This is a genomic window from Campylobacter concisus (assembly GCF_902460895.1).
GTDB classification, from domain to species: domain Bacteria; phylum Campylobacterota; class Campylobacteria; order Campylobacterales; family Campylobacteraceae; genus Campylobacter_A; species Campylobacter_A concisus_BC.
In genome coordinates this window covers 1-23248 of sequence record NZ_CABPVL010000002.1, presented here as the reverse complement: position 1 = coordinate 23248, position 23248 = coordinate 1, and the positions used below count along the sequence as shown (strand labels likewise).

The 23248-nt window shown below is 37.5% G+C and carries 27 protein-coding genes and 1 pseudogene; 26 read left to right on the top strand and 2 right to left on the bottom strand.

Annotation, left to right across the window (positions count from 1 at the left end):
- Positions 1–186: 186 nt before the first annotated feature.
- The gene (locus tag F3G98_RS01330) at positions 187–1248 is read right to left on the bottom strand and encodes a TRAP transporter substrate-binding protein (protein ID WP_103558887.1); all 1062 of its coding nucleotides are present in this window, start codon (positions 1246–1248) and stop codon (positions 187–189) included.
- A gap of 92 nt (positions 1249–1340) precedes the next feature.
- On the opposite strand from F3G98_RS01330, the gene pyk reads away from it, so the two are divergent.
- Positions 1341–2792 (top strand): pyruvate kinase, encoded by a 1452-nt coding sequence (gene pyk, locus F3G98_RS01325; protein ID WP_149725645.1) that lies wholly within the window; start codon positions 1341–1343, stop codon positions 2790–2792.
- A 774-nt stretch (positions 2793–3566) separates the two neighbouring features.
- Here the strand turns inward: pyk and dnaJ are convergent.
- The gene (dnaJ, locus tag F3G98_RS01320) at positions 3567–4709 is read right to left on the bottom strand and encodes a molecular chaperone DnaJ (protein ID WP_103620690.1); all 1143 of its coding nucleotides are present in this window, start codon (positions 4707–4709) and stop codon (positions 3567–3569) included.
- 123 nt (positions 4710–4832) lie between these two features.
- Between dnaJ and F3G98_RS01315 the strand changes: the two genes are divergently transcribed.
- The 25 genes and pseudogenes from F3G98_RS01315 to F3G98_RS10700 form a co-directional block, all read left to right on the top strand.
- Positions 4833–5504, top strand: a complete 672-nt coding sequence (locus F3G98_RS01315) for a response regulator transcription factor (protein ID WP_009294394.1) — start codon at positions 4833–4835, stop codon at positions 5502–5504.
- A complete protein-coding gene (locus F3G98_RS01310) occupies positions 5501–6757 on the top strand; it encodes an ArsS family sensor histidine kinase (RefSeq protein ID WP_103578848.1) in 1257 nt (418 codons plus the stop codon). The genes F3G98_RS01315 and F3G98_RS01310 overlap by 4 nt, the downstream gene beginning before the upstream one ends.
- Positions 6754–7326, top strand: a complete 573-nt coding sequence (gene recR / locus F3G98_RS01305; RefSeq protein ID WP_103645642.1) for a recombination mediator RecR — start codon at positions 6754–6756, stop codon at positions 7324–7326. The genes F3G98_RS01310 and recR overlap by 4 nt, the downstream gene beginning before the upstream one ends.
- Before the next feature lie 83 nt (positions 7327–7409).
- Positions 7410–9026, top strand: a complete 1617-nt coding sequence (trpD, locus tag F3G98_RS01300) for an anthranilate phosphoribosyltransferase (RefSeq protein WP_149725644.1) — start codon at positions 7410–7412, stop codon at positions 9024–9026.
- Positions 9013–9624 carry a phosphoribosylanthranilate isomerase gene (locus tag F3G98_RS01295; protein WP_103607852.1) on the top strand — a complete coding sequence of 204 codons (612 nt, stop codon included), beginning with the start codon at positions 9013–9015 and terminating at the stop codon, positions 9622–9624. Before trpD ends, F3G98_RS01295 begins: the two co-directional genes overlap by 14 nt.
- Positions 9617–10798 carry a tryptophan synthase subunit beta gene (gene trpB, locus F3G98_RS01290; protein WP_087582720.1) on the top strand — a complete coding sequence of 394 codons (1182 nt, stop codon included), beginning with the start codon at positions 9617–9619 and terminating at the stop codon, positions 10796–10798. The genes F3G98_RS01295 and trpB overlap by 8 nt, the downstream gene beginning before the upstream one ends.
- Positions 10791–11540, top strand: a complete 750-nt coding sequence (trpA, locus tag F3G98_RS01285) for a tryptophan synthase subunit alpha (RefSeq protein WP_103603096.1) — start codon at positions 10791–10793, stop codon at positions 11538–11540. The genes trpB and trpA overlap by 8 nt, the downstream gene beginning before the upstream one ends.
- A gap of 77 nt (positions 11541–11617) precedes the next feature.
- Positions 11618–12037 carry a chemotaxis protein CheX gene (locus tag F3G98_RS01280; RefSeq protein ID WP_149725643.1) on the top strand — a complete coding sequence of 140 codons (420 nt, stop codon included), beginning with the start codon at positions 11618–11620 and terminating at the stop codon, positions 12035–12037.
- The gene (fliN, locus tag F3G98_RS01275; RefSeq protein WP_002942551.1) at positions 12034–12351 is read left to right on the top strand and encodes a flagellar motor switch protein FliN; all 318 of its coding nucleotides are present in this window, start codon (positions 12034–12036) and stop codon (positions 12349–12351) included. Before F3G98_RS01280 ends, fliN begins: the two co-directional genes overlap by 4 nt.
- On the top strand, positions 12348–13226 hold the full coding sequence (locus tag F3G98_RS01270; protein WP_149725642.1) for an excinuclease ABC subunit A: 879 nt from the start codon (positions 12348–12350) through the stop codon (positions 13224–13226). Before fliN ends, F3G98_RS01270 begins: the two co-directional genes overlap by 4 nt.
- Before the next feature lie 460 nt (positions 13227–13686).
- Positions 13687–14642, top strand: a pseudogene (locus F3G98_RS01265) (IS110 family transposase).
- A 174-nt stretch (positions 14643–14816) separates the two neighbouring features.
- The gene (locus F3G98_RS01260; RefSeq protein WP_103607849.1) at positions 14817–15269 is read left to right on the top strand and encodes a hypothetical protein; all 453 of its coding nucleotides are present in this window, start codon (positions 14817–14819) and stop codon (positions 15267–15269) included.
- Between the two features lie 85 nt (positions 15270–15354).
- Positions 15355–16776, top strand: coding sequence for a hypothetical protein (locus tag F3G98_RS01255; protein WP_048809874.1), 1422 nt, complete (start codon positions 15355–15357; stop codon positions 16774–16776).
- Complete coding sequence (locus F3G98_RS01250) at positions 16773–17072, top strand: hypothetical protein (protein ID WP_012140353.1); 300 nt, start codon at positions 16773–16775, stop codon at positions 17070–17072. The genes F3G98_RS01255 and F3G98_RS01250 overlap by 4 nt, the downstream gene beginning before the upstream one ends.
- Positions 17073–17082: 10 nt before the next feature.
- Complete coding sequence (locus F3G98_RS01245; protein WP_103607848.1) at positions 17083–17871, top strand: hypothetical protein; 789 nt, start codon at positions 17083–17085, stop codon at positions 17869–17871.
- Positions 17871–19118 (top strand): hypothetical protein, encoded by a 1248-nt coding sequence (locus F3G98_RS01240; protein WP_103607847.1) that lies wholly within the window; start codon positions 17871–17873, stop codon positions 19116–19118. The genes F3G98_RS01245 and F3G98_RS01240 overlap by 1 nt, the downstream gene beginning before the upstream one ends.
- Positions 19111–19875, top strand: a complete 765-nt coding sequence (locus F3G98_RS01235; protein ID WP_103607846.1) for a hypothetical protein — start codon at positions 19111–19113, stop codon at positions 19873–19875. Before F3G98_RS01240 ends, F3G98_RS01235 begins: the two co-directional genes overlap by 8 nt.
- A complete protein-coding gene (locus tag F3G98_RS01230; protein ID WP_103607845.1) occupies positions 19865–20062 on the top strand; it encodes a hypothetical protein in 198 nt (65 codons plus the stop codon). The genes F3G98_RS01235 and F3G98_RS01230 overlap by 11 nt, the downstream gene beginning before the upstream one ends.
- Entirely contained in the window at positions 20062–20652 is a 591-nt protein-coding gene (locus F3G98_RS01225; RefSeq protein WP_103607844.1) for a hypothetical protein, read from the top strand. The genes F3G98_RS01230 and F3G98_RS01225 overlap by 1 nt, the downstream gene beginning before the upstream one ends.
- A 126-nt stretch (positions 20653–20778) precedes the next feature.
- Positions 20779–21138 carry a hypothetical protein gene (locus tag F3G98_RS01220; RefSeq protein ID WP_180999470.1) on the top strand — a complete coding sequence of 120 codons (360 nt, stop codon included), beginning with the start codon at positions 20779–20781 and terminating at the stop codon, positions 21136–21138.
- A gap of 60 nt (positions 21139–21198) precedes the next feature.
- Positions 21199–21600 (top strand): hypothetical protein, encoded by a 402-nt coding sequence (locus tag F3G98_RS01215; RefSeq protein ID WP_103607843.1) that lies wholly within the window; start codon positions 21199–21201, stop codon positions 21598–21600.
- A gap of 404 nt (positions 21601–22004) precedes the next feature.
- Positions 22005–22352 carry a hypothetical protein gene (locus F3G98_RS01210; RefSeq protein ID WP_103607842.1) on the top strand — a complete coding sequence of 116 codons (348 nt, stop codon included), beginning with the start codon at positions 22005–22007 and terminating at the stop codon, positions 22350–22352.
- Between the two features lie 10 nt (positions 22353–22362).
- The gene (locus F3G98_RS01205) at positions 22363–22701 is read left to right on the top strand and encodes a hypothetical protein (protein WP_103607841.1); all 339 of its coding nucleotides are present in this window, start codon (positions 22363–22365) and stop codon (positions 22699–22701) included.
- Positions 22701–23087: a hypothetical protein gene (locus tag F3G98_RS01200; protein ID WP_103607840.1), complete on the top strand. Its 387-nt coding sequence runs from the start codon at positions 22701–22703 to the stop codon at positions 23085–23087. Before F3G98_RS01205 ends, F3G98_RS01200 begins: the two co-directional genes overlap by 1 nt.
- On the top strand, positions 23068–23248 hold a 181-nt coding region (locus F3G98_RS10700; RefSeq protein ID WP_223231282.1), incomplete at its 3' end, for a hypothetical protein. The genes F3G98_RS01200 and F3G98_RS10700, both read left to right, overlap by 20 nt.

Sequence of the window (23248 nt, the reverse complement as noted above, 5' to 3'; positions counted from 1 at the left end):
AAAGCCATTAAAATAAGCAAGTGGTAGCAGTATAAACAAGCAGATAAAAACTATAAATTTGACTTTTTTCATCATAAATCCTTTTAAATTTTCACTATTGTCTTATCTTTTGCTTTAAAGTCTTATTGTGGTTAGTTTTTGTGGTGGTTTTAAATTTTAAAAAGCAGGGAGAGCTCCCTGCTGTGGTTATTTCTCTTCGTTTGTTTTGATGTAAGCGTAGTCAGAAATTTTAGTCCATTCTCTTGCTTTTTTGAGGAAAGCTCTTTGAGACTCGACGATCTCTTTAAATAGTGGATCTTTTGCGCTCTCTTCATCAAGTAGCTCGTTTGTAGCCTTTTTAAGAGCTGCGATGACCTCTGGTGGGAAAGATTTTACTTGGATGTCTGGGTACTCAGCCTTCATCTTGTCCCAGTACTCTACGTTTGCGTAAAATACCTTAGTATTTACATCTCTTGCTACTTCAGCAGCAGCCGCTTCAAAGATCGCTTTTAGATCATCTGGAAGTTTTTCATACGCATTTTTGTTGAAGAAAAACTGAGTTTCGCCATCTGGCTCTTGCCAGCCTGTGTAATAGTATTTTGCCACTTTGTGAAAGCCAAGTGCCATGTCATAAGCTGGGCTAACCCACTCGACTGCATCGATAGTGCCCATCTCAAGAGCCATGTAAAGCTCTCCAGTTGGGATAGTGTTGATGTTTGCGCCAAGTTTAGCGTAAATTTCACCGCCAAAGCCTGGAATTCTGATCTTTAAGCCTTTGATATCATCAACTGACTTGATCTCTTTTTTAAACCAGCCGCCCATTTGCATGCCAGTGTTACCAGCTCTAAAAATTTTGATGTTATATGGATCAAAAACTTTCGCCTCTAGCTCTTTGCCGCCGCCAAATTCATACCAAGCTGTTTGCTCGTCGGTATTCATCATAAATGGTGTCGCTGTAAAAAACATTGTCTTAGGGTCTTTGCCCTTGTAGTAGTAGCTAGCTGTGTAGCCGATGTCGTATTGACCGCTCTTTGCAAAGTCAAGCATCGCAAAAGGTGACTTGTGCTTTGACGGGTAGTCGATCCTGATCTCAATGCGGCCGTTACTCATCTTTTCGACCTTCTCTTTTAGCTCTTTTGGCACGTCACCAAGCACTGGCATAGTGCTCTCCCATGAGCTTGCAAGCTTGAGCTTATAGACTTTGTCATCTCCCATGGCAGCGCAAGCAAGAGCAGCTAGGCCAAGAGATGCTAATAAAAATTTATTCATACTCTCTCCTTTAAAAATTTTGCATATTATACAAAAAATTTACATTATTAAAATGTGTTATAATCGCAAAAATCAAATTACAGGGCATAAAAATGATAAAAAAGACGAAAATTGTAGCGACTTTAGGGCCAGCAAGTGACAACGAAGAGACGATGGAAGCGATGGTTAAAGCAGGGGTTAATGTCTTTCGTTTAAATTTTAGCCACGGAACACACGAATACCACAAATCAAACATCGACAAGATCAGAAACATCGAAAAAAGACTAAACAAACGCATAGGCATCTTGCAAGATATCTGCGGTCCAAAGATCAGAGTTGGCAAGCTTAGCGAGCCATTTTACTTAAAAACTGGCGACGAGCTTAGCATTTATGCCGAGGATATCGTGGGCGAAAAGATCGAAAAGGGTGTTTATAGGGTGAGCCTAAATCAGCCTCAAATTTTACCTATGCTAAAGGCTGGCGAGTACGTCTATCTCTACGATGGCTCGATCAGAGCAAGAGTTACAGGCGAGGGCAAAGATGTGGTAAAAACGATCATCGAAAATGACGGCATTTTAAACTCAAACAAAGGGGTAAATTTCCCAAACACCGCCCTTGGCATCGACATCATCACGCCAAAAGATAAAGAAGATATGGAATTTGGCGCAAAACACGGGGTAAATTTCGTTGCCATTAGCTTTGTGCAAGACGCAAATGACGTGATAAAAGCGAGAAATATCTTAAAAGAATTTGGCTCCAAAGCGGCTATCTTGTCTAAGATCGAGAAATTTGACGCGGTCGAAAACATAGACGACATCATCGCAAAGAGTGATGGCATCATGGTAGCTCGTGGCGATCTTGGCATAGAAGTGCCGTTTTACAAGGTGCCTACTATTCAAAAGCTCATCATCAAAAAGGCAAATGCAGCCAGCAAGCCAGTCATCACAGCAACGCAGATGATGCTAAGTATGGCTGAGCATGAAACCGCTACAAGAGCGGAGATCAGTGACGTAGCAAACGCCGTGCTAGACGGCACCGACGCGGTTATGCTAAGCGAGGAGAGTGCGATCGGCAAAAACCCAGTCGCAGTCGTAGAGGCGATGAGCCAGACGATCATCCAAACGCAAAGCATCTATCCATACAATAAATTTGACGAATTTGACTTTTTTGACGAGACTGACATGGTCGCAAATAGCGCAGCTTCGCTAGCCGTGCGTATCAAGGCAAATGCGATACTCTCTATCACAGGCTCAGGCAAATCAGCCATAAAGCTAGCTAGAAACCGCACAAATATCGACATCATCGCTATCACGCACGACGAGCAGACAGCTCACATGCTGACTCTTGCTTGGGGCGTGACGCCAGCGCTCGTGCTTGAAAAAACAAAGCTAAATGTCTTACTTGCAAATGTCATCAAAAAGGCTTACGACGCTGGATATGTCGAGCATGACAAGACCTATCTCGTCACAGCTGGCCACCCAACAGGCGTAGAGGGCAGCACAAACCTCATACGCATTATCAGGCGCGACCAGCTTGATTATTACCTTGATCTTGCAACTGAGTAAATTTATGGATTTTAGTGCCTGATACTTTGGGCACTAAAATTTCTTTTAAATTTATGCGCTTTTATGCACTCGCCTTGAAAATCTACCGAATTTAAATTCTTCATTTTGCCACTAAATTTAGAGCCGTGATATGCCGGATCTAAATTTGAAATTTAAACTATGTGCTTTAAAATAAAACTACTACTTTTTTGCAAATTTTAAAATTCCATTCACTCGCAAGAATTGACTACTAAAATTTGGCTTCGCTTACAGCTTAGCTCAAATTTTAGAGCCGAAATTACTCGTTCATGAAATTTTAAAATTTGTCAGAATTTTCTAAAAATAAACCGCATGCAGTGCGAAGCACTGACGCATGCCACATCTAACGTTGTCGGGCTTTACTTCGACTTCGTCTCGTAACTGCAAGCAGACAGGGGATTGTTAAAAAAAGGGGGGGGGGAGCTTCTTTGCTTCGCAAGCTCGCAACTGCAAGCAGAACGTAATTCAAGCCCCCTTGTCTCACTTTTGAATAAAAAAGTTTTTAAATTTAAGGTTTGTATTTTTAAAAGAGAAATTTGCTATTTTACAAATTTTAAAATTCCATCCACTTGCAAGAATTGACTACTAAAATTTGTCTTCGCTTGCAGCTTAGCTCAAATTTTAGAGCCGAAATTACTCGCTCATGAAATTTTAAAATTTGCCAGAGTTTTGTGCATTTGGTCTAGTTGTATAATTGCATTCAAATAAGATTCAGAAAGAATTTGTGACGCCAAATTTAGCGTCACAAATTTAAATTTATTTTTTCTTTTTGCCTTTTGACTCGTCACCTTTAAACCAGCTTTTTATCTTATCAAAGACGCTTTCATCGGTGCTTGACTTGCCTGAAACTATGCCAAAGCTAGCTTGAAGCTTGTTTAAAAGCTCTTTTTGTTCATCACTTAGTTTATCAGGCGTTTGGATAGAAATTTGCGCTACAAGTCTGCCTTTTTTGCGCGAATTTACACCCTTGATGCCCTCGTTTTCAAAGATAAATTGCTGTTTATCTTTTGCACCAACTGGCAGTTTTAGCTCGGCTTCACCGCGAAGAGTTGGGATTTTTATGCTCTCGCCAAGAACAGCTTGGGTAAAAAAGACTGGAATTTCTATATAAACATCGTCGTTGTGGCGGATGAAATGCTTGTCATCTTTTACATTTATGCTCACATAAAGATCGCCTTGAACGCCGTTTGCACCGATGTTGCCTTTGCCAGCGACCCTCATCCTCATGCCACTATCAACGCCCTCTGGTATCGTGATCTTGACGCTTTGTTGCTGGATTTTATAGGCTTTTGCGTTGCAGTCAGGACATGGCTCGCTTATCACTTCGCCAGATCCGTGGCAGTATGGGCACTCTTGAACGATATTCATAAAGCCATTTCCGCGCGTGATCCTGCCGCTTCCGCCGCAGTGCTGGCAAGTTTTGTTTTTGCCATCTTTGCTGCCTGTTGCGTTGCATGTTGGGCAAGGCACTTTTTGATCAAATTTGATCTCTTTTTCGCAGCCAAAAACAGCTTCATTAAACTCCAAATTTATAGGAATTTCAAGATCAGCTGAGTATTTTTCGCTTCGTCTTTTTCTCTGCCTAGAGCCACCGCCAAAACCGCCTCCAAAAAACGAGTCAAAAATGTCTGAAAGGTCAAAATCAGCGCTAAAGCCACCGCCACTGCCAAATCTACCCTCAAGCCCTTCTTTGCCGTATCTATCGTAGATAGAGCGCTTTTGCTCATCGCTTAAGACCTGATAGGCTTCGTTTATCTGTTTAAATTTCTGCTCAGCCTCTTTGTCGCCAGCGTTTCTGTCTGGGTGGTATTTTAAAGCGAGCTTTCTAAAGGCTTTTTTTATCTCGTCGCCACTTGCATTTCTTGAAATTTCAAGGATCTCGTAATAATCAAACTCCACATTTTTCCTTGTTTATTAAGCTTATTTTAAATGCGAGATTTTATCCAAAAAAGTTTAAATTTAAAAAAAAATTTACATTTTTGCCGTATAATCTCTACTATTTTTCAATGAAAAGGATGATTTATGATTAACGTTTTAATGATAGAAGACGATCCAGAATTTGCACAAATTTTATCTGAATATCTTGATAGTTTTAATATAAAAGTGACTAACTTTGAAGACCCATATCTAGGCCTTAGCGCAGGGATAAAAAACTATGACCTGCTCATACTTGACCTTACATTACCTGGCATTGATGGTCTTGAAGTTTGCAAAGAAATTCGCCAAAAATACGACATCCCTATCATCATAAGCTCAGCTCGCAGTGACATCAGTGACAAGGTCGTTGGACTTCAGCTTGGAGCGGATGATTATTTGCCAAAACCATACGATCCAAAAGAGATGTATGCTCGTATCACAAGTCTTATTAGAAGATATAAAAAGACAAACGAAGTGCAAGAAGAGGTCGTTGATAGCGCATTTAGGATAGACGACAAGCGCCACGAAATTTACTTTAATAATGAAGCCCTTGCTCTTACGCCAGCTGAATATGAAATTTTAACCTATCTCATCAAACAGCACAGCTTTTCAGTATCTCGCGAGCAGCTAGTTTATAACTGCAAGAGCCTAAAAGACAAGGACTCAAAGAGCTTAGACGTCATCATCGGACGCCTTAGAACAAAGATCGGCGATAGCTCAAAAGCGCCAAAACATATATTTTCAGTTAGAGGCATAGGATATAAGCTTATCGGATGAAATACTCCATAACCACCAAGATAACTATCATCTTCGCCATCGCTTTCTCGCTGATGTGCTTGCTTTTTGTGACATTTGCAAACATTCAGCAAGAAAGTGCGCTTGAGAAGCTAAAAGATAAGCAAATAAGCGCTATGAACTATCTTGTGGCGCTTTACGAGCGTGGCAATCCTCCAAGAGATTTGGAGCACTACTTTAAAAATTTCAACCTAGAATACGTCGGCAACAAAAATTTAGCTACCTCAGTTACTACAAGCGGAAACGCCATTTTTACGCAGCACACGCCCCTTGGCATGATGCAGTCGGTTAATTACAAAGGCGATTTGTATCTGCTTATCAAAAATCCATCTTTTATGCTACTACTTGAGAGTAACGATGCAAGACACGTAAATGACCCGCTTTGGGTGGCATTTTTGATCATCTCGGCTCTGCTCATCTCGCTTTATGTCTCGGTTCTTAGAAGCCTTTTGCCGCTTAGAAGACTTAGCAAAGATATCAGGAAATTTGCCAGCGGAAATATGGAGATGGCGATGACTGCTAGGCTAAATGAAAACGAGCAAGACGAGATCGGGCAGGTTGCGGTCGAGTTTGATAACGCCGTTTGCAAGATAAGAGAGCTCATCCGCTCAAGGCAGCTATTTTTACGTGCGATCATGCATGAGCTAAAGACGCCTATTGGCAAGGGCAGGATCGTCTCTGAGATGGTCGCAAACGACACTCAAAAGATGAGGCTCATAAACGTTTTTGAGCGCCTTGAGATGCTGATAAATGAATTTAGCAAGGTCGAGCAGCTTCTTTCAAAAAGCTACGCGCTAAACTACCAAGAGTGCCATTTTTCGCTTATTTTAGAGCAAGTGCAAGATATGCTTATGCTTGATAAATTTGAGGAGCGAGTGAGCTGTGACATCAGAGATGACGTTATATTAAGAGTTGATTTTCAGCTTTTTAGTTTGGCGATTAAAAATTTGATAGATAACGCCCTAAAATACGCAGAGGACAAGAAAGCCATCTTGATCTGCGATAGCGAATTTATAGCGGTTAAAAATTTAGGCAAAAAGCTAAATCACCCTATCGACTACTACAAACAAGCCTTTGTTAGAGGCGATAAAGTGAGTGCGGGGAGTGGCATGGGGCTTGGACTTTATATCATCGAGCAAATTTGTCAGATGCAAAAATTTGAGCTTGTATATGACTACGAGGACGGCTATCACGTCTTTAAAATTTTACTTCGTGCAAAGGCAAAACGCGCATGAAAAGGGGCTTAGAGAAATTTAACGAGCTAACTGAGTCTTTTGCTAGGCTTCCAGGTGTGGGTAAAAAGTCAGCCGCAAGATTTGCCTACTTTGTCTGCATGCAAGATAGCTTTGCAGGGCTAAGGCTCGCGCAAAATATCGAAGATGCGGTAAGGTTTATCAAGCGCTGTGAGCGTTGCGGTGGGCTAAGCGAAAATGAAATTTGCGACATTTGCAGTGACGAGAACAGAGATAGCGAGGTCATCTTGCTGGTTGAAAGCCCAAAAGATATCCTAGTCTTTGAGCAAAATGGCATCTACAACGGCCTTTACTTCGTGCTTGACGAGATCGACGAGGACGCCATAGAGAGGCTGCGAAGTGCTATTACGCAAAATGGCTCAAAAGAGGTCGTCTTTGCCTTTACGCCAGGGCTAAATTCAGACGCTCTTATGCTTTACGTCGAAGATAAGCTTGGCATGAGTGAAATTTCATTTAGCAAGATCGCTCAGGGCGTGCCAACTGGCGTAAATTTAGAAAACGTCGATATGCTCTCACTCTTAAAAGCCTACGAGAGCCGCACAAAAGCCTAATTAAAATTTCTTTTAGTTATAATCTCACCTAAATTTATAATGTTTAGTCCGCGTAGCCGCCGCTAAATTTAAAAGGATAGAGATTGATTTTACTTATAGATAACTACGATAGTTTTGTCTTCAATGTCGAGCAGTACGTAAAGGAGCTCACAAACGAAGAGGTTAGATGCGTTAGAAACGACAAGATAACGCTTGAAGAGATCAAAAAACTAAACCCAAGTAAGATCATCCTAAGCCCAGGGCCAAAACACCCAAAAGATAGCGGAGTTTGCCTAGAAATTTTAAAAGCAGACCTTGGCATGCCGGTGCTTGGCGTTTGCCTTGGACACCAAGCCATAGGACTTAGTTTTGGCGCAAAGATAAAAAGACTAGATGACCCACTTCACGGCAAGACCTCGTTTATAGACGTGAAAAACAAAGAGCCACTCTTTGCAGGGCTGCCTGATCGTTTTGAGGTTATGCGCTACCACTCGCTCTATGTCGATGAGCTCCCAGCTAGTTTAAGCGCTGATGCGGTGAGTGATGATGGCGTAGTTATGGCACTTAGCGTAAAAGATAAGCCGATCTTTGGCATCCAGTTTCACCCAGAGAGCTACTTCACGCAATACGGCAAAAAGATAGTTGAAAATTTTGTAAATTACAAGGCAAAAGAAGAGGTAAAAGAGCCTAAAATTCGCTCACTTAAGCCATATCTTATCAAGCTTCAAGAGAGCATACCGCTTGATGATAGCGACTTTGAACAAATTTGCGAGATAATAGCCAGCAAAGAGTACGAGATAGTGCAGCTTTCGGCACTTTTGGTGCTAATTAGCGAAAAGAGCCTCTATCCAAAAAGCCTCGCTGCACTTGCAAAAAATATCCTAAAATACTCGCAAACTTACCGCGACGATACGCCTATGATCGATCTTTGCGGCACTGGAGGCGACGGCTTTAAGACGATAAATATCTCAACTACAGTTGCATTTATCCTTGCAAGCCTTGGCATAAAGGTCGCAAAACACGGCAACAAGGCAGTTTCAAGCAAGTCTGGCAGCTCTGATGTGCTTGAAATTTTAGGCGTAAAAAGTGAAAAATCATTGGCAAAACAGTGTGAAAATTTAGCTAGTAAAAATTTAGCCTTTTTTCACGCGCCATTTTTCCATCCGCTAGTTGGCGAGGTGAGAGAAGTGCGCCAAAGACTTGGCATAAGAACCGTATTTAACGTGCTTGGACCGCTTTTAAATCCAAATTTAAACCTTACAAATCAGCTAGTTGGCGTCTATCACAAACCAGTGCTAAAGCTCTACGCCCAGACGCTTAAGATCCTTGGTAGAAAGCACGCTTTGGTCGTTCGCGGCGATGACGGACTTGATGAGATCACGCTTTGTAGTGAAACAAGTGTCGTCGAGCTAAAAAATGGCGAAATTTTTGAATACAGCATCACGCCAGAGCAGTTTGGCTTTAAAAGAGCGCTTCACAGCGACATCGAGGGCGGCATACCTGAAGAAAACGCCAAAACTTTGATCCGCACGCTAAAAGGCGAGGAGCAGGGGGCGAAATTTGACATCGTGGTCTTTAATGCGATGTTTGCGCTCTACGCGGCTGATGGCGCAAAGAGCCCAGACGAGGCCAAAAAAATGGTGCTTGAGGCGATAAATTCAGGCAAGGCGTATAAATTTTATGAAGAGTTTATAAAGGCTGGGGCTAATGGCGCTAGTTAAAATTTGTGGTATCAAAACGCTAGATGAGGCAAGTGCGGTTTGCGCTTTGGATGTTGATTTTATAGGGCTGATATTTGCTAAAAGTAAAAGAAAGGTCGAGCTAAATTTAGCTAGGCAGATAGCGAAATTTGCCCACAGCAAGGGTAAAAAAGTTGTCGGTGTTTTTGCGGAGCAAAGTGATTGCGAGATAATGGAAATTTGCCAGTTTACTGGTCTTGACGTGGCTCAGGTGCATGGAGTGGTGAGTGAAAATTTAGAGGCAAATTTAAAAGATATGGGGCTTGAGATCTGGCAGGTTTTTAGCGTGAAAGATAGCTTGCCAGAGGTTGATTTTAAGCATTTTGACATGGCGCTTTTTGACTGTAAGGGCGAAAATACCGGCGGAAATGGCACTAGCTTTGAGTGGGAAATTTTAAAAGAGGTTAAATTTAAATTTGGCATGGCTGGAGGCATAGGCGAGCACAACATAAAAGAGGCGCTCAAATTTAAGCCATATCTAGTCGATATCAACTCAAAAGTCGAGGACGAAAACGGCATAAAAGATGCGCAAAAGATAGAGAGAATTTTAAAGATCATAGGTGAGGTAGAAGATGAATAGTAAGGCGTATTTTGGAAAATTTGGCGGGCAGTTCGTGCCTGAGACGGTGATGTTTGCCCTTGATGAGCTAGAAAATGCTTATGAGAGCATCGCAAAGACAAAAGAGTTTAAAGACGAGCTTGATGATCTTTTGAAAAACTACGTTGGCAGGCCTAGTCCGCTCTTTTTTGCAAAGCGCCTAAGCGAGCACTACGGACACGAAATTTACCTCAAACGTGAGGATCTAAACCACACGGGTGCGCATAAGATAAATAACGCCCTGGCTCAAGCGCTGCTTGCTAAAAAGATGGGTAAAAAGAAAATTTTAGCTGAGACTGGAGCTGGCCAGCACGGCGTGGCAACAGCGACTGCAGCGGCACTTTTGGGCTTAGAGTGTGATGTCTATATGGGAGCTACAGACGTGGCTAGACAGCAGCTAAATGCCTTTCGCATGCAGCTTCTTGGCGCAAAGGTGGTGAGCGTAGAAGATGGCTTAAAAACGTTAAAAGAGGCGACCACAGCGGCAATACAAGCGTGGGTAAATGAGATAGAAAGCGCGTTTTACGTCATCGGCTCAGCCGTTGGCCCGCACCCATATCCAAAGATCGTGCGTGACTTTCAAAGCGTGATTGGCACAGAGGCAAAAGCCCAGCTTGAAAATTATGGAAAAAAGGCCGACTATGTCATCGCTTGTGTTGGCGGTGGCAGTAATGCTATTGGCATTTTTAGCGCATTTTTGGACGATGAGAGCGTAAATTTAGTAGGTATAGAAGCTGGCGGCCTTGGCATAGATACGCCTTATCACGCAGCTACGCTTAGCAAAGGCAAAACCGGCATCATCCACGGCATGAAAACGACAGTTTTGCAAGATGAGTACGGTATGATCTCGCCAGTGCATAGTATCTCAGCAGGCCTTGACTACCCAGGCATCGGCCCAGAGCACGCCCACCTAAACGATATCAAAAGGGTAAGATACGAAGCTGTAACCGACGATGAGTGCATAAATGCCTTGTATTTTCTAAGCAAGATGGAAGGCATCATCCCAGCCATCGAGAGCGCACATGCGGTGGCGTATCTGGAGAAGCTTTGCCCAAAACTTGATAAAAAAAGCGTCATCGTCGTAAATATCTCAGGCAGGGGCGATAAGGACATAAACACAGTCATCGGCTACGAAAAAGGAAAAATTTATGGATAAGGTTAGAAGCGCATTTAACGGCAAAAAGGCAAACATCGGTTACATCGTGGCTGGTTATCCAAGCTTAGAAAAAACGAAGGAATTTTTAGAAAATTTAGATGAGAGCACGCTTGATCTGCTTGAGATCGGCATACCATACTCTGACCCACTGGCTGATGGTAAGCTTATCGCACAAGCTAGCTTTGAAACAGCTCAAAGTGGCGTAAATACTGACGTTGTCTTTGACATGCTTGAGGACTGCAAGGCAAAAGTGACAAAGCCACTTGTTTTTCTAGTTTATTACAACATCATCTTTGCTTATGGCGTTGATAAATTTCTCAAAAGATCACGTGAAGCAGGAGTTAGTGGCTTTATCGTGCCTGATTTGCCTTGTGAGGAGTGTGAGGAGTTCGCTCTAAAATGCAAGGAACTAAATTTATGCCTTGTGCCACTTATTAGCGTCACGTCTGGGGGCAGGGCGGATGAGATATTAAAATTTGGCTCAGGATTTATCTACGTGCTAGGTGCTATCGGCGTTAGCGGTTCAAAAAGAGCTGATGAGGATAGGATAAAAAATTTAGTCCTAGAGCTTAAGAAAAAGAGCGATCTGCCAGTGGCTGTGGGCTTTGGTATCAAAAACAAAGATGATGTTAGCGAAGTGAAAAAATATGCTGACGCTGCGATCATAGGCACGCAAATAGTCAAGCTTTGCGCCAAATTTAGCGCAAAAGAGCTAGTTAAAGAGGTCGATAAACTCTTTTAAAATGCTTAATAAATTTATAGCTAATTTAGTAAAGCCAAAGTATAATTAACGCGCATTTCAAGTCTTAAGGAAGAGATATGAGAAAAGTTATAGATGAAGCCACGAGCTATCTTTGCAAAGATACTTTGGGGTTGGATTTAGAGGTTGGCAAGAGCCTTGGTAAGGGATTTTATGGGGCTAGCATACCAGTTTATAAGAGTAAAAGCGAGTATCAGTTTTATCTATTTTTTAAAAAAGATACTTTGAAAATTTTCATGAATGCCTTTTTTGGTCACGAAGATGTCGATGGTGGCGATCTGGACGATCTTTGCAAAGAGATAGCTAATCAGATCATCGGCAAGGCTAAAAATCTATTAAATGAAAAAGAGCCAAATGCTTATAAACTCGGAACGCCTGAGTTTTTGGGCGAGGTTGAGAATTTTGGCATAAAGCTAAAAGAGAAATTTATATATAAGATAAAAAATAGAACATTTCAAATAGGCTACAAGATACAATGAACGACGAAGGTGCGATAGAGACACTAGAACAGCTAGGGCTTTTTAAGAGCTATGACGAGCTTATGGATATAAGCGTTGATTTTATAGCTGAGCTAGGAACTACCACAGTTAGCATAAATGAGCTTTTGAAATTTGAAGCTGGCTCGGTCATAGACCTCGAAAAACCAGCTGGCGAGAGCGTGGAGCTATATATAAATAATAGAATTTTTGGAAAAGGCGAAGTAATGGTTTATGAGAAAAATTTAGCCATCAGGATAAATGAAATTTTGGACTCAAAGTCAGTTATTCAGTACTTCAAAAAAGAACTTTTATGAAATTTATACTATTTTTTCTGCTTTTTGCTACGCAGATCTTTGCTTCAAACTTGCTAACATACAACATCTATGAGCGCACCGACAGAGTCGACATCATGCTTAGCTTTGATGCGCCGTATGAGGGCAACATCTTTCAAAAGCGAGAAAAAGATACTACCTCTTTGATACTAAATTCTCTAAGCTACGATCAAAGCGCGAGCAAGGACATAAACTCAAAGATCATTCAAGAGCTTGAGATAGAACCAAAGCAAAACTCTTTAGTTTTAAATTTACGCTCAAACGATGCGATCATCGTAAATGCTTCAAAGACAACTGATAGCTTCGGACTTCGCATCCGCGTAACACTAAAAAATACTAAAACGCAAGTGCAAAATATGCCACAAGCTAGCGCAAAGATAGAGACTGCTAGCGCGCCAAAGACAGAAAATGAACCTATGGTTAATATTGATTCGAGATACTTCATCGTCCTAAGTGTGCTCATCGCGCTTCTTATATTTTTATATGTTTTTAAAAGATATATCACTTCAAAAAGTAGTGACTTTAGTGGATTTAAAACGCCGCAAAATCAGCCACAAAACGACACAAAGTCGATGAACTGGCTGCTTAAAAATCAAAATAGCGGCGTCAATATCATCTACGAAAAATATCTTGATCGCACAAACAAGCTAATGCTTCTAAGCTACGAAAATAGGCGCTATCTAGTGATAGTTGGCAGCTCAAACGTCATGCTTGATAGCTTTGGCGAGGATAAGATCCAAAATGAGCAGGATTTTGCGGTATTTTTTGAAGAAAATAAGAAAAAACTTGGCTCATTTTTACAAGAGCGTCAAAATAGCCTAAATAACTACAAAGATAAAATGAGCGGGGAATTTTAGCCCCGCTTTGCTACTAAATTTAAAAATTTAGAAGAGCATTTTCATAAATTTTAAAATTTGCTATAAATTCTCTCATGTAAGACTCATGCAGTGCGAAGCACTGGAGCATGCACCTCTAACGTCGTCGGGCTTTACTTCGACTTCGTCTCGCAACTGCAAGCAGACCGTAATTCAAGCCTATTCCCTCTTATTTTAAAATCCCACTCACTCGCAAGAGTTGGCTACTGATTTTTGTATGATGCTTCCCATAAAATCAAATAGAATTTTTACACATCTCGTTTCGTATTTTTCTCTTTTGATTTTATAAAATTTTCCATAAGTCCCTGCTACTGATTTAAGCGGTTTTTACGCTGTGACCTAGATTTAGGGCTTATGGTTGATGTTTCGGTTAAAAATCTTAGTGTTTAACACTGAATACAAGAAAGAAACATAACCTAAATTTTATTTCGGAGTATCAAAAATGAAAAAAGCGTTTTTTTGTGGCGTTGATGTTTCTAAAGATAAAATCGATGTTTGTTTTTTAACTTCTGTTGCGAGTGAAAAAGCTAAGTTTGAAACACTGCCTAACAATTATGATCTTATTAAAGTTTATTTCAATAGTTTTAAAAATGATGAAATTTTAGTTGTTTTTGAAGCAACTTCAAATTATCATTTAGCACTTCAAAAGGCTTTATCTGATCTAAATATTCGATATAATGTTACAAATCCATATAAGGCTTCTTTATTTTTAAAGCATCTCAGCACTATTAAAACTGATGTAAATGATAGCTATGGCTTGGCTGTTTATGCTAGGACTTTTAAAAGTGAAATATTGCCTGATAAATATAACGCCGAATATTTACAAATCAAAAGCTACAACTCAACTTTAAATTTACTTCAAAAGCTTAACACTCAACTTAAAAATTTTAAACAATCTCAAAAACTTGTAAAAAATAGCGTTGTTGATGAAGTTATCGAAAATCTTATTAAAGAGATTGCAAAGCTTCAATCTATGCTTCAAAAGTTAGCTTTTGATCTTGTTAAAAAAACTATTCCTGAGACCGAAGAAATTATTAAAAGCAATAAAGGCTTTGGCTCGATCTAGCTTTAAATTTATTCCCACAACTACATTTTAATCGTGATAAGTCTGAAAAGCAGTTTGTCAGCTTCCTCGGTCTTAGTCCTAGAATTTTTCAAAGTGGCTCAAGCGTGCATAGAAATCAAAAGATAAATAAAATGGGTAGTTCTAACATAAGACGTATTTTATTTATGTCCGCTTTGTGCGCCGTTCGTTTTAACGAGAAATTTAAAGCACGTTATGATCGTTTAATCGCTAATGGTAAAAAGAAAATGGTTGCTATCGTTGCGGTTATGTGTGCGATAGTTCGCTATTTAAAAAGCTTATTCCCGTTTAATGCTGAAATAAAGGCTATTTAATGCGAAAGATACATTATAAGCTTATTCTTTCAGTCCTTGAAATTTTATCAACTAAAACAACTTTAACACGGGCTGATCTTTGCGATCATTTAAAGATTAGCAAGGCTTATCTTTCGCAAATTATCGGTAATAGATATTTAATAAAAAATCAAATTTTTTCAAAAAGGATAAACAATGGCAAAAAGCACAGCTCCATTAATGGATAGCACAAACGAAACGCTTTATCGCGAAATTTACCAGTCGCTTAACCAGAATGCTGATTATTTCGAGCAAAAGATAAAGGTTCTCAAGGTTAAAAAGATTGAAGGCAAACAAAAATTTGATAAGGATAATAATCCTGTTGTAAATGAGTTTGGTGAGTTTGAAAGGTGGGACGATAGCTATGTTGTTACTTTTGTCGCACTTAACAGCGGTGGCGAGCATACAACAAGAATTACACAAGAGCAATACTTAGACTTAAAAGAAGATGAAGTATATATTGCTAGTGGCAAGATTGAATATAGGCTTTACAAGGACGCATATAATTCAACTCCAGTTGTAGTTTTTAGCAAATTTGTTCCCGCCATTGATAGCTTTGTCACGGCAATGCTAAAAATGGAGAGTATAAAAAACGGCTCAAATGCTTAAAAATAGGGGCTAGAACTTAGCCCCACGCCTAGACTATCAGCAAGGTTAGGCGGGACAAGCTAAACTTTACTTAAGGTTAAAGAAAATGATTTATAAAGACGATAGATTTAAAATACTTCATCAAGGTATCGACACTTTAGTTATTGGCGTTAATTGCACCGATGAAAAATATTTTGATACTAAATTTTCGGCTTTTATTCATAAAATTGCTATGCTTAAACAGCAGGCGCAAAATTTACGCACATTTGGCGAAAAATATGTGCTTGATGATTTGGGCTTTGAATATGGTAATTTCAAAGTATCAAGCAAGGGCTTGGGGCAATATTTTGGTTATTTTGCAAATGATGATATTTTTTGCACTATATCGGACACAAAATTTAAGCCAAAGGGGTTATACCATTTAAAAATTCAGTTTAGAAGTGTATTTTTGCTTAAATATGGACATATTAGGGCTTATGAGTTTGTAAATAAATTTTTAAATGATATATTTGGGGTAAATTTCCGTGTAAGCGTGCTAAGGCTTGATCTAGCTACTGATGTAACTGGGATAAAATACACTCCACAAGACTTTTTAAAATTTAGGAGTTTAAAGCGAATTTCTAACTATTCCGATCAATATAAAAAAGATGATGACGATTTAATAATTGATGAAAAATCGGCTACTTTTAGCGATATTGCCGAAATAAATGTAAATAATTTTATGCGTTTTACTCGTTTTGAAGGTGTAAGCTTTGGCAAAAATCCGCACATGTTTAGGGTTTATGACAAAATTAAACAAGTTCAAAGCAAAAATATATCTACTCTAATTTTTACGAAGTGGGAGATTAACGGTTTTAATCCAAAAATAGATCTTTTTGTATTTAGACATGAAGCAGAATTTGGACGTTTGGCAATTAAAAGATTAATTCCTATCAATGAAGAAAACGAGATAAGCTACATTTTTAGCCATTTAGGGGCGTTTTGGTCGCAAGGGCTTAGCATCTGTAAATGGTATGATCTAACTGATGATGAAGTCAATCGTTTAACTGCTGGGGCTATTCAGTCTGAAAGCATGCGTAAAATTTACCAAAGATGTGATCTTGATACTAATCGGCTTAAATTTTGGGATTTTATCTCTACTTGGGGCGATGATAAATTTAAGGTTCTTACTATGTATGATCTTATCCAGTCAAGAGATATCAAAAAAGCAAAAATGGCTTTAAAGGCTTTTGTTAGTGCGGTTTATACAAATTTAGGTGTTAGCGGTGAAAATTTTCTTTACGTTTTTACTGAAACGTTAAAAGACCTTGAAAAGGACGGCTTAAGCCTTCACGAATATGGTTTATCAAAGCTTGCAGGCAATTTTTTAAAAAATGAAAAGACTATAAAAAATCAAAATTTAGATGTTGATAATCCGCTTTTTGATGTTTTTACTGCTTCTCTAACTGATTTTTTTGTTGCAATTTCTCAAATAAGAAATGATAATTATAAACGTCCTATTGAAACGGCTTTAAAGGCTATTAAATGAAGAAGTTAAATGCTTATGGTAGCTTAATAAGTGATCTTTTGCGTGGTGGCGATGAAATTTATTGCATTGATATTAAAAGCCCTTTTATTAAAAGGCTTTATGCTGAAAAGTTGGGCTTTGTTTGGGCTGATATTGTTGTTGGTAGCCGTCGATCTTTGTATTCTGCTTTTGATGAATTAAATGAGCTTTTTAAGCAAACAAATTTAAAAAAGCTTTTAGAAGATCACGGCTATTCGTTGCGAAATGGTCGTAAGTATATATTTGCCATTAAGCAATTTAAATTAGATTTATTTTAAGGAGTTTTTTATGTCACTTCAGTTTTCTGATGTTGTTCGTGGTGCTGAATTGCCTCATTATTATGCTTCTACTGCTAAGGGGCGGATTAATTTTGTTTTTCATCATGTATCTGATCGACCTTATTTTTATGAAACTTCTAGCATTCAATTTTATAAAAATACTGATACTAATACTTTGATGATTAAAGATTTTTCTTTTCCGCTTTATAATGGTAATAATGAATTTTTTAGTTGTGATCGTATGCTTTTTCGTGGTTTTGGTTTTAAGCCTTCTTTTGATTATTATGTTAGTGGGCTTTATCCTGAAGTTGATTATGGCACTGCATCTTCTACTTTGAAAGTTGAGCTCGACTCTTTAAAAGAAACTTTTGTTGATGGCGATAGACCTTCTTTTAAAGATTTGTCTTTAAATTTAAATAATAATGGTAATCCCTTCGCTTCTTTAGCTCCTGGTTCTCTTGTTGCTGTAAGTGGTTTTACTAATTTGTTTCTTGTTAATAAGGCTTATTCTTTACATTTAAGTTCTTTTAAAATTATCGTTTTTTATGAGCTTTGGAGTATCAATTTTGCTTCTTCGAAATTAAATGAAGTATTTTTACAACGTCTTTTTTGTCCTACTTCTTTGCTTGATCGTGCAAATTTAGATGATGCAAAACAATATAAAGAAGCTGTTCTGCTTCGTTATGTTTTTGGTGGTAATAATTTTGAAGAAGTAACTGGTTATCAAGAAGAAGACGGCGTTGATTTTAAAATTGGTATTGCTAATGTTCTTGATACTCCACACATGGATACTTTATAATGCCAGCTCGTATTAATTCTAATTTTTGGTCTGCTCCAAAGAATTCAAGTGATTTTAAGCCTTTTACAATTAATTCAGCTGATGTTACTGCTGGGGCTGGTGGTATTCTTGCAGGTGCTGCTTTGTTTGGTGTCAGTAAATATGTTGAAAAGCAGTTAGAAAATAGTAGTTCTTCGGATGAAGTTTTAGGTAATATTGTTACTAAGAATAGTGAAGTTGTTTCATCTACTAAAACTGAAAGTGAAAAGCCTGCTCCTGCTGATGCTTCTAAGTTAGGTAATTTTTTACCTAATACAAATTTACTTAATATTCTCGCTAATCAAAATCAAATTTTGCAAATTCTTTGTTCTGGGTTACTTTCTTCTTCTTTATCTGCTTCTCAATCCGTAGAAGAAAACAAAAATGTAAATCCAAATGATAAGAGCAAGGCTGAAGCAAATCAAGAAGCTATCGTTAGGCGTGAAAATTTATATAGTCAGCCTTTTACCATTAAAGGACGTGTTATAAAAGACAGTAATGGTTTTTGGCTTGATCCTATCACTCAAAAGTTTTATAACCCTATAAATGGTGATCGTATTTTTGAAAATGATTTAACTTCTTTTAAAACTGAAACTCATACAAATACAAATGTTGGTAGTGGTTCGGTTGTTTCGGCTGATGTAAATTTTAAAGAAGTTCTAAAATCTCAAGCAAATATTAATAGCGAAATTTCTAAATATATATCAACTATCGGTGAAAATCAAAAAATTTATAATCAAAATTTAATTAAAGTCGCTGAAAACTCTGCTAAGCTTGTTGATAGCACAAAGGGTTATTCGCAGGCTATAAAAGAAGGCTTGGCAGGTGTAAAACTTGATGCAAAAGTTGATGTTAAAAATCGTGTTGATGCTTCTTTGAGCCTTGATCGTCCTGTTGAAATTTCTTTGCCAGCTTCTTATGCTGAAAATCAAAAAATACTTAGTGAAAACTCTACCAAAACACTTGAAATTTATAAAGAAAAGGCGGAGTATGATAAAACTTCAGTTGCTATTAAAGACCTTGACGGCAACACTATCGCAAAGGCTTCGCCGCGTGAGATAGCTCTATCTCGTCAAGCTGTTCAAGCTCGCACTTATACCGATGAAAACAATTTTGAGCTAGATAACGAAGCTCTTGATCTTTTTGATTTGCCTATGCCAAATTTTAAAGACCTTTTTGATACTGAATTGCCTAGTAAAACTTTACTTAAGGATGTTAATAATGGCTGAAAAACAATCTGAAGCAGGCAGAATTTTAAAACTTGGTATTGATGAGATGTTTGAAGACCTTACTTATAATGTCGCTTACGATCAAGTTTTAAAACGTCTAAAAAATAGTGGTATGGATGATGGCATTTTAAAAGATGCTATTAATAGTGGTATTACGATTATGTTTAGTGCCGCTTTGATGAAATATATCCAAATTCAAGAAAATGTAGTTAGTAAAATAATGTCTATCGTTTATGCTGGTGTTATCGCTTTACTCTCTCCGCTTGGTCGATATGCTAAAAATAAGCTAGGTAAGATTAAAGGAACAAAGCTTAATCGTATGATTGGCTTTTTAACTGGCAATTTTTCTGATCGTGTTGGTGTTGCTCAAGTTCTTGTTAATTGTGGTAACCAAATTATTAACACTAATAATTCTAATAGTTCTGCTTTACAAAATGCAAATGTTATTGTCGGACAACGCCAGCATATTTTAGAAACTAAAAATCAAGAATTTCAATATGCAAAGGCTAAGGTTGATAATATAAATCAAACTTTGCTTTTTAAGCTTTTTAGTTCTCGTTTTACTCCGCAGGATAAAGAAGTTCTAAGGCGTATAACTGGAAGTGATAAAATTGACATCGATGCTTTAAATCATGTTGCTGATTTTATGTTTGTTACTGATGATAGCGGTAATGTTTTGGGTCTTAGTGAGATGTTTATAACTATGATGAATGGCTTGGGTTACTTTAACGGAAAGGATAAAAATCGTGGCTCTTGATTGTGAAAGCGCATTTGCTAAAGAAATGGAAAGATTTGATACTCTTGGGGCTATTCTTGCTCGTATTGAGAAGATTTTAAGCGATCATATCGTTAATAAGCCTGAAGAGAAAAAAGATATTGGTTCTCTCGAAGAAACAAATCGACTTTTAAAAATTCTTTGTCAAGACCTTGTAGGTAAAGAATAATGGTATCTCTTTTGTGTGGGTGTTGTGGGGACAAGCCTATTACTTCTTTTTCTGTCTCTGCTGTTCTTTCATCTAAGTTTGATGTTGATCCTTGTTTTTATCGTGTTTATGAACCTAAGCCTTCTGGGGAAAATCTTTCTTTTGTTCAATTCTATTGTAATTCTTATTCTACTTTCTTTCAAAAACAAAAGCTTATTTTTGATACCAAATTTTTTATTGCTAATTGCAGTGTTAAATTTGTAAATTCTCCTAATGTTCCTTTACATGTTGTTAGTGATAACGAACAAAATAATTTTTGGTATGAGCTTGGTTCTGATTTTTTAACTCCTTTTGGTGAAACTCGTATTGTTGATGTTCCTACTCCATCTGAAATCTCTGCTTATCTTAGCCGTGATCTTCTTCTTGATCCTGAAGATGCTTCAGATTATTTTTATTTCTGTTTTTTTCATCTTATGATTTTTCTCGTCATTTTGAAGATATCTCTCATGAAGATCCATATGCCTACATTTCTTCTTCTCCTTTTTTTAGGCTTAGTCCATATACTCCTGAATTTCATGATCTGGTTAGTCGTGGCTTTGTTTATGATATAGATACTTTTTTTCCTATTTTTAAAGCAGATTTTTTAATTTATTATTCTAAATTTTATGATGATCTTATGAACCATAATTATAGTCGATCTTGTTTTGAAGTTCATAAATTTTTAAAAAAGGATTATTATGCCTATTTACAAAATAACTCAACAGCAGGGTAATAGAGTTATTACCTCCACGCTTGAAGCTAAAAGCGTTCCTGATTTAATAGCTTTTTTAAGTGCCGTTTCTACTGCTGAAATCAAGTATATTTATAAGGTTGAGTTTGAAACTCAAAAACTAAATTTTCCACCTGATGATTTTAACTACAATAAGCAATTCAAGGCTTTTGTTTCTAATAAAAATCGTATGTGTAAGCAAATTTTACTTCATAACGTTAAAAAGACTAAAAACGAAAATGAATTATCCACGCTTATCAAAACACATCTTGAAGTTGGTGGCTTAGCTGTTAAAGGGGTTTCTTGTTCTTTATTTATGGATAAGTAAAAATTAATCTTGCTTATCTATAATTACATTAATTCTATTTTTTAGAAAGAAAGGACTATTATGCTTAATAAATTTTTTTTATTATGTTTGTTTTTTAGTCTTTCTTTTTCTAGTTCAAGATTTGATAATTTTAAAAAGGCTTTTATGGATATAAGTTCTTCTGAAGCCGCTTTTGTTCTTTGTCGCAATTATTCTTATCTTGAAACAGTTTCTTGCAATGGTTATCCACCTTTGGTCGATAATGATAATTGTGTTGTCGAATATGTGTTGTTTAATGATGCTAATGCTTTGCATGAAGCTGAAACTTATCTTGATAAGCAGTTTTGCTCGGTAGATTTTTTAAGAGCTTTTCTTTTTTCTAAAGCTACTCTTATAGCTAAATTTTACAATTCTAATGGTTCTTTACAAAAGACTAAACGTTATAATCAGTATAACCGACCAGCTTGCACCTTACTAAGATAATCTTATTCTCGTTTCTGTCTTCTCTTCAAACACGGCATCACCACCGCTCTGCAGTGTGTGCCGTGTTTTCTCTTTCTTCCCCTTAAGTCTGTTTTTTCTCTTTCAGTCTTTACCCTTTACCGATCCTTCCCCCTGCTTAATTGATTTCGTTTGCGTTGTGGCGTTAGTTTTCTGCTAATGACTTAAAAGAAATTAAAATTTATAGTGTTTTTTTGCTAGCTAACGCCACGCAAACACATCGCGGACGAAAACCGCTAGCGGTTTGAGCGTCGCTGAAGCGTCCGCTTAATATATTCTTAATTATTTAACTTTTTCTTTTTTGCTTAATATTATCTCGTTTAAAACGTTTTAACAAAAAAAACAAATCAATAAAAGTCTAAATGACGAGAAAGGATATAAAATAAATGTTAAGACAACAAATCGACGGACTTTATTCAAAAAGTCTTGTTTTTTCAACTGGTAGCGACGAAAGTGCTTTATTGCCACTTCTTGCAGGCAAAGTAGAAACATATTCGTCTTTTTTTGAAGGTGGTACGGCTGTAAGCGTTACTCCGAACCCACTAAATCGTAAAAGTGTTATTGTCGGTGCTAAAACTCCGACAGGTAGGGTTTCAACTATGATAACCATTCCACACGTTAAGCAAAGCTATATGTATCAAAATTTTGTAGCAGATTTTAAAAATAATCTTAATGCTAGTTTTGATGATACGACTAAATGCGATTACGTTACTTTGAAATTTGATAGGCTATAAGGAGTAAAAAATGGCTGAAAAAGTTTTAATTAAAAATACGATAAATGGTAGAACTTATAGTTTTTCACTCCCTTGCTCAGGTGCTGAAAGTCAAACTTTTTGCGATAACGCTCTTGAAGGCACATATCATATTCTTTACAGAGATGCCGAGCAAGGTAATTCAAACGAGCCTAGCGTTATTGAATACACTATTACTGGCAAAAGTCAAGCAGGTCATAAGGCTACATTTAGCTTTTATTCAAAACCTAGTATTGACGAAGCTCAAGTAAAAACGGCTCTCGCTGGTAAAACATTTAACGGCGTTAAATTTGATGATATTTATATCATAAGTGCAAGAACTGTTAAATAATGTTTTCTTTTTTAAAATTTAGCTCTCTACTTAGTAGGGGGCTAATTATTCATATCTTCGCTTATTCAACTCTAGTCTTATATATATTTTTTCTTAGAAGTAGCATTAACGATTTTGAAGCTGAAGCAACTAAATTAAAAGCTGATCTAGCTGTTGAAAAGCTAGCTACTCAAAACGCTTTTTTAATCATTGATAACCAAAATTCTAAAATCGAGCAATTAAAAATCGATAGTGAAAAGCTTTCTTTAAATAATAGCTCGCTAAGTCAAGAATTAAATAAGCGCTTTGGCGAGATTAAATTACCTAACAATAGTGATTATTGTGAAAAGTTAAAATTTTATGATAATTTGCTTTTGGAGTTCAACAATGACTACTATAAGAAATAAAATTTACTTTTTTATCTTTCTTTCTTATATAGTGTTATTTGTTGGCTGTTCTGCTAAAGCTCCGCAAAATACTATCCAAAAGGTTTATATTCCTATAAAGTGTGATGTAAAGCTTCCTAAAAAGCCTTTGTTTGATCCAGCTGATCCAGATAGTTTAAAGG

Coding starts and splice junctions, on each gene's coding strand:
- F3G98_RS01245 (WP_103607848.1), top strand. CDS start 17,083: ATGTCACTTCAGTTTTCTGATGTTGTTCGTGGTGCTGAATTGCCTCAT.
- F3G98_RS01280 (WP_149725643.1), top strand. CDS start 11,618: ATGAGAAAAGTTATAGATGAAGCCACGAGCTATCTTTGCAAAGATACT.
- F3G98_RS01255 (WP_048809874.1), top strand. CDS start 15,355: ATGATTTATAAAGACGATAGATTTAAAATACTTCATCAAGGTATCGAC.
- recR (WP_103645642.1), top strand. CDS start 6,754: ATGAAAAGGGGCTTAGAGAAATTTAACGAGCTAACTGAGTCTTTTGCT.
- F3G98_RS01250 (WP_012140353.1), top strand. CDS start 16,773: ATGAAGAAGTTAAATGCTTATGGTAGCTTAATAAGTGATCTTTTGCGT.
- trpB (WP_087582720.1), top strand. CDS start 9,617: ATGAATAGTAAGGCGTATTTTGGAAAATTTGGCGGGCAGTTCGTGCCT.
- F3G98_RS01315 (WP_009294394.1), top strand. CDS start 4,833: ATGATTAACGTTTTAATGATAGAAGACGATCCAGAATTTGCACAAATT.
- F3G98_RS01220 (WP_180999470.1), top strand. CDS start 20,779: ATGCCTATTTACAAAATAACTCAACAGCAGGGTAATAGAGTTATTACC.
- F3G98_RS01210 (WP_103607842.1), top strand. CDS start 22,005: ATGTTAAGACAACAAATCGACGGACTTTATTCAAAAAGTCTTGTTTTT.
- F3G98_RS01310 (WP_103578848.1), top strand. CDS start 5,501: ATGAAATACTCCATAACCACCAAGATAACTATCATCTTCGCCATCGCT.
- F3G98_RS01295 (WP_103607852.1), top strand. CDS start 9,013: ATGGCGCTAGTTAAAATTTGTGGTATCAAAACGCTAGATGAGGCAAGT.
- F3G98_RS01225 (WP_103607844.1), top strand. CDS start 20,062: ATGGTATCTCTTTTGTGTGGGTGTTGTGGGGACAAGCCTATTACTTCT.
- F3G98_RS01260 (WP_103607849.1), top strand. CDS start 14,817: ATGGCAAAAAGCACAGCTCCATTAATGGATAGCACAAACGAAACGCTT.
- F3G98_RS01205 (WP_103607841.1), top strand. CDS start 22,363: ATGGCTGAAAAAGTTTTAATTAAAAATACGATAAATGGTAGAACTTAT.
- F3G98_RS01215 (WP_103607843.1), top strand. CDS start 21,199: ATGCTTAATAAATTTTTTTTATTATGTTTGTTTTTTAGTCTTTCTTTT.
- F3G98_RS01270 (WP_149725642.1), top strand. CDS start 12,348: ATGAAATTTATACTATTTTTTCTGCTTTTTGCTACGCAGATCTTTGCT.
- pyk (WP_149725645.1), top strand. CDS start 1,341: ATGATAAAAAAGACGAAAATTGTAGCGACTTTAGGGCCAGCAAGTGAC.
- F3G98_RS01330 (WP_103558887.1), bottom strand. CDS start 1,248: ATGAATAAATTTTTATTAGCATCTCTTGGCCTAGCTGCTCTTGCTTGC.
- F3G98_RS01235 (WP_103607846.1), top strand. CDS start 19,111: ATGGCTGAAAAACAATCTGAAGCAGGCAGAATTTTAAAACTTGGTATT.
- F3G98_RS01240 (WP_103607847.1), top strand. CDS start 17,871: ATGCCAGCTCGTATTAATTCTAATTTTTGGTCTGCTCCAAAGAATTCA.
- F3G98_RS01200 (WP_103607840.1), top strand. CDS start 22,701: ATGTTTTCTTTTTTAAAATTTAGCTCTCTACTTAGTAGGGGGCTAATT.
- trpA (WP_103603096.1), top strand. CDS start 10,791: ATGGATAAGGTTAGAAGCGCATTTAACGGCAAAAAGGCAAACATCGGT.
- fliN (WP_002942551.1), top strand. CDS start 12,034: ATGAACGACGAAGGTGCGATAGAGACACTAGAACAGCTAGGGCTTTTT.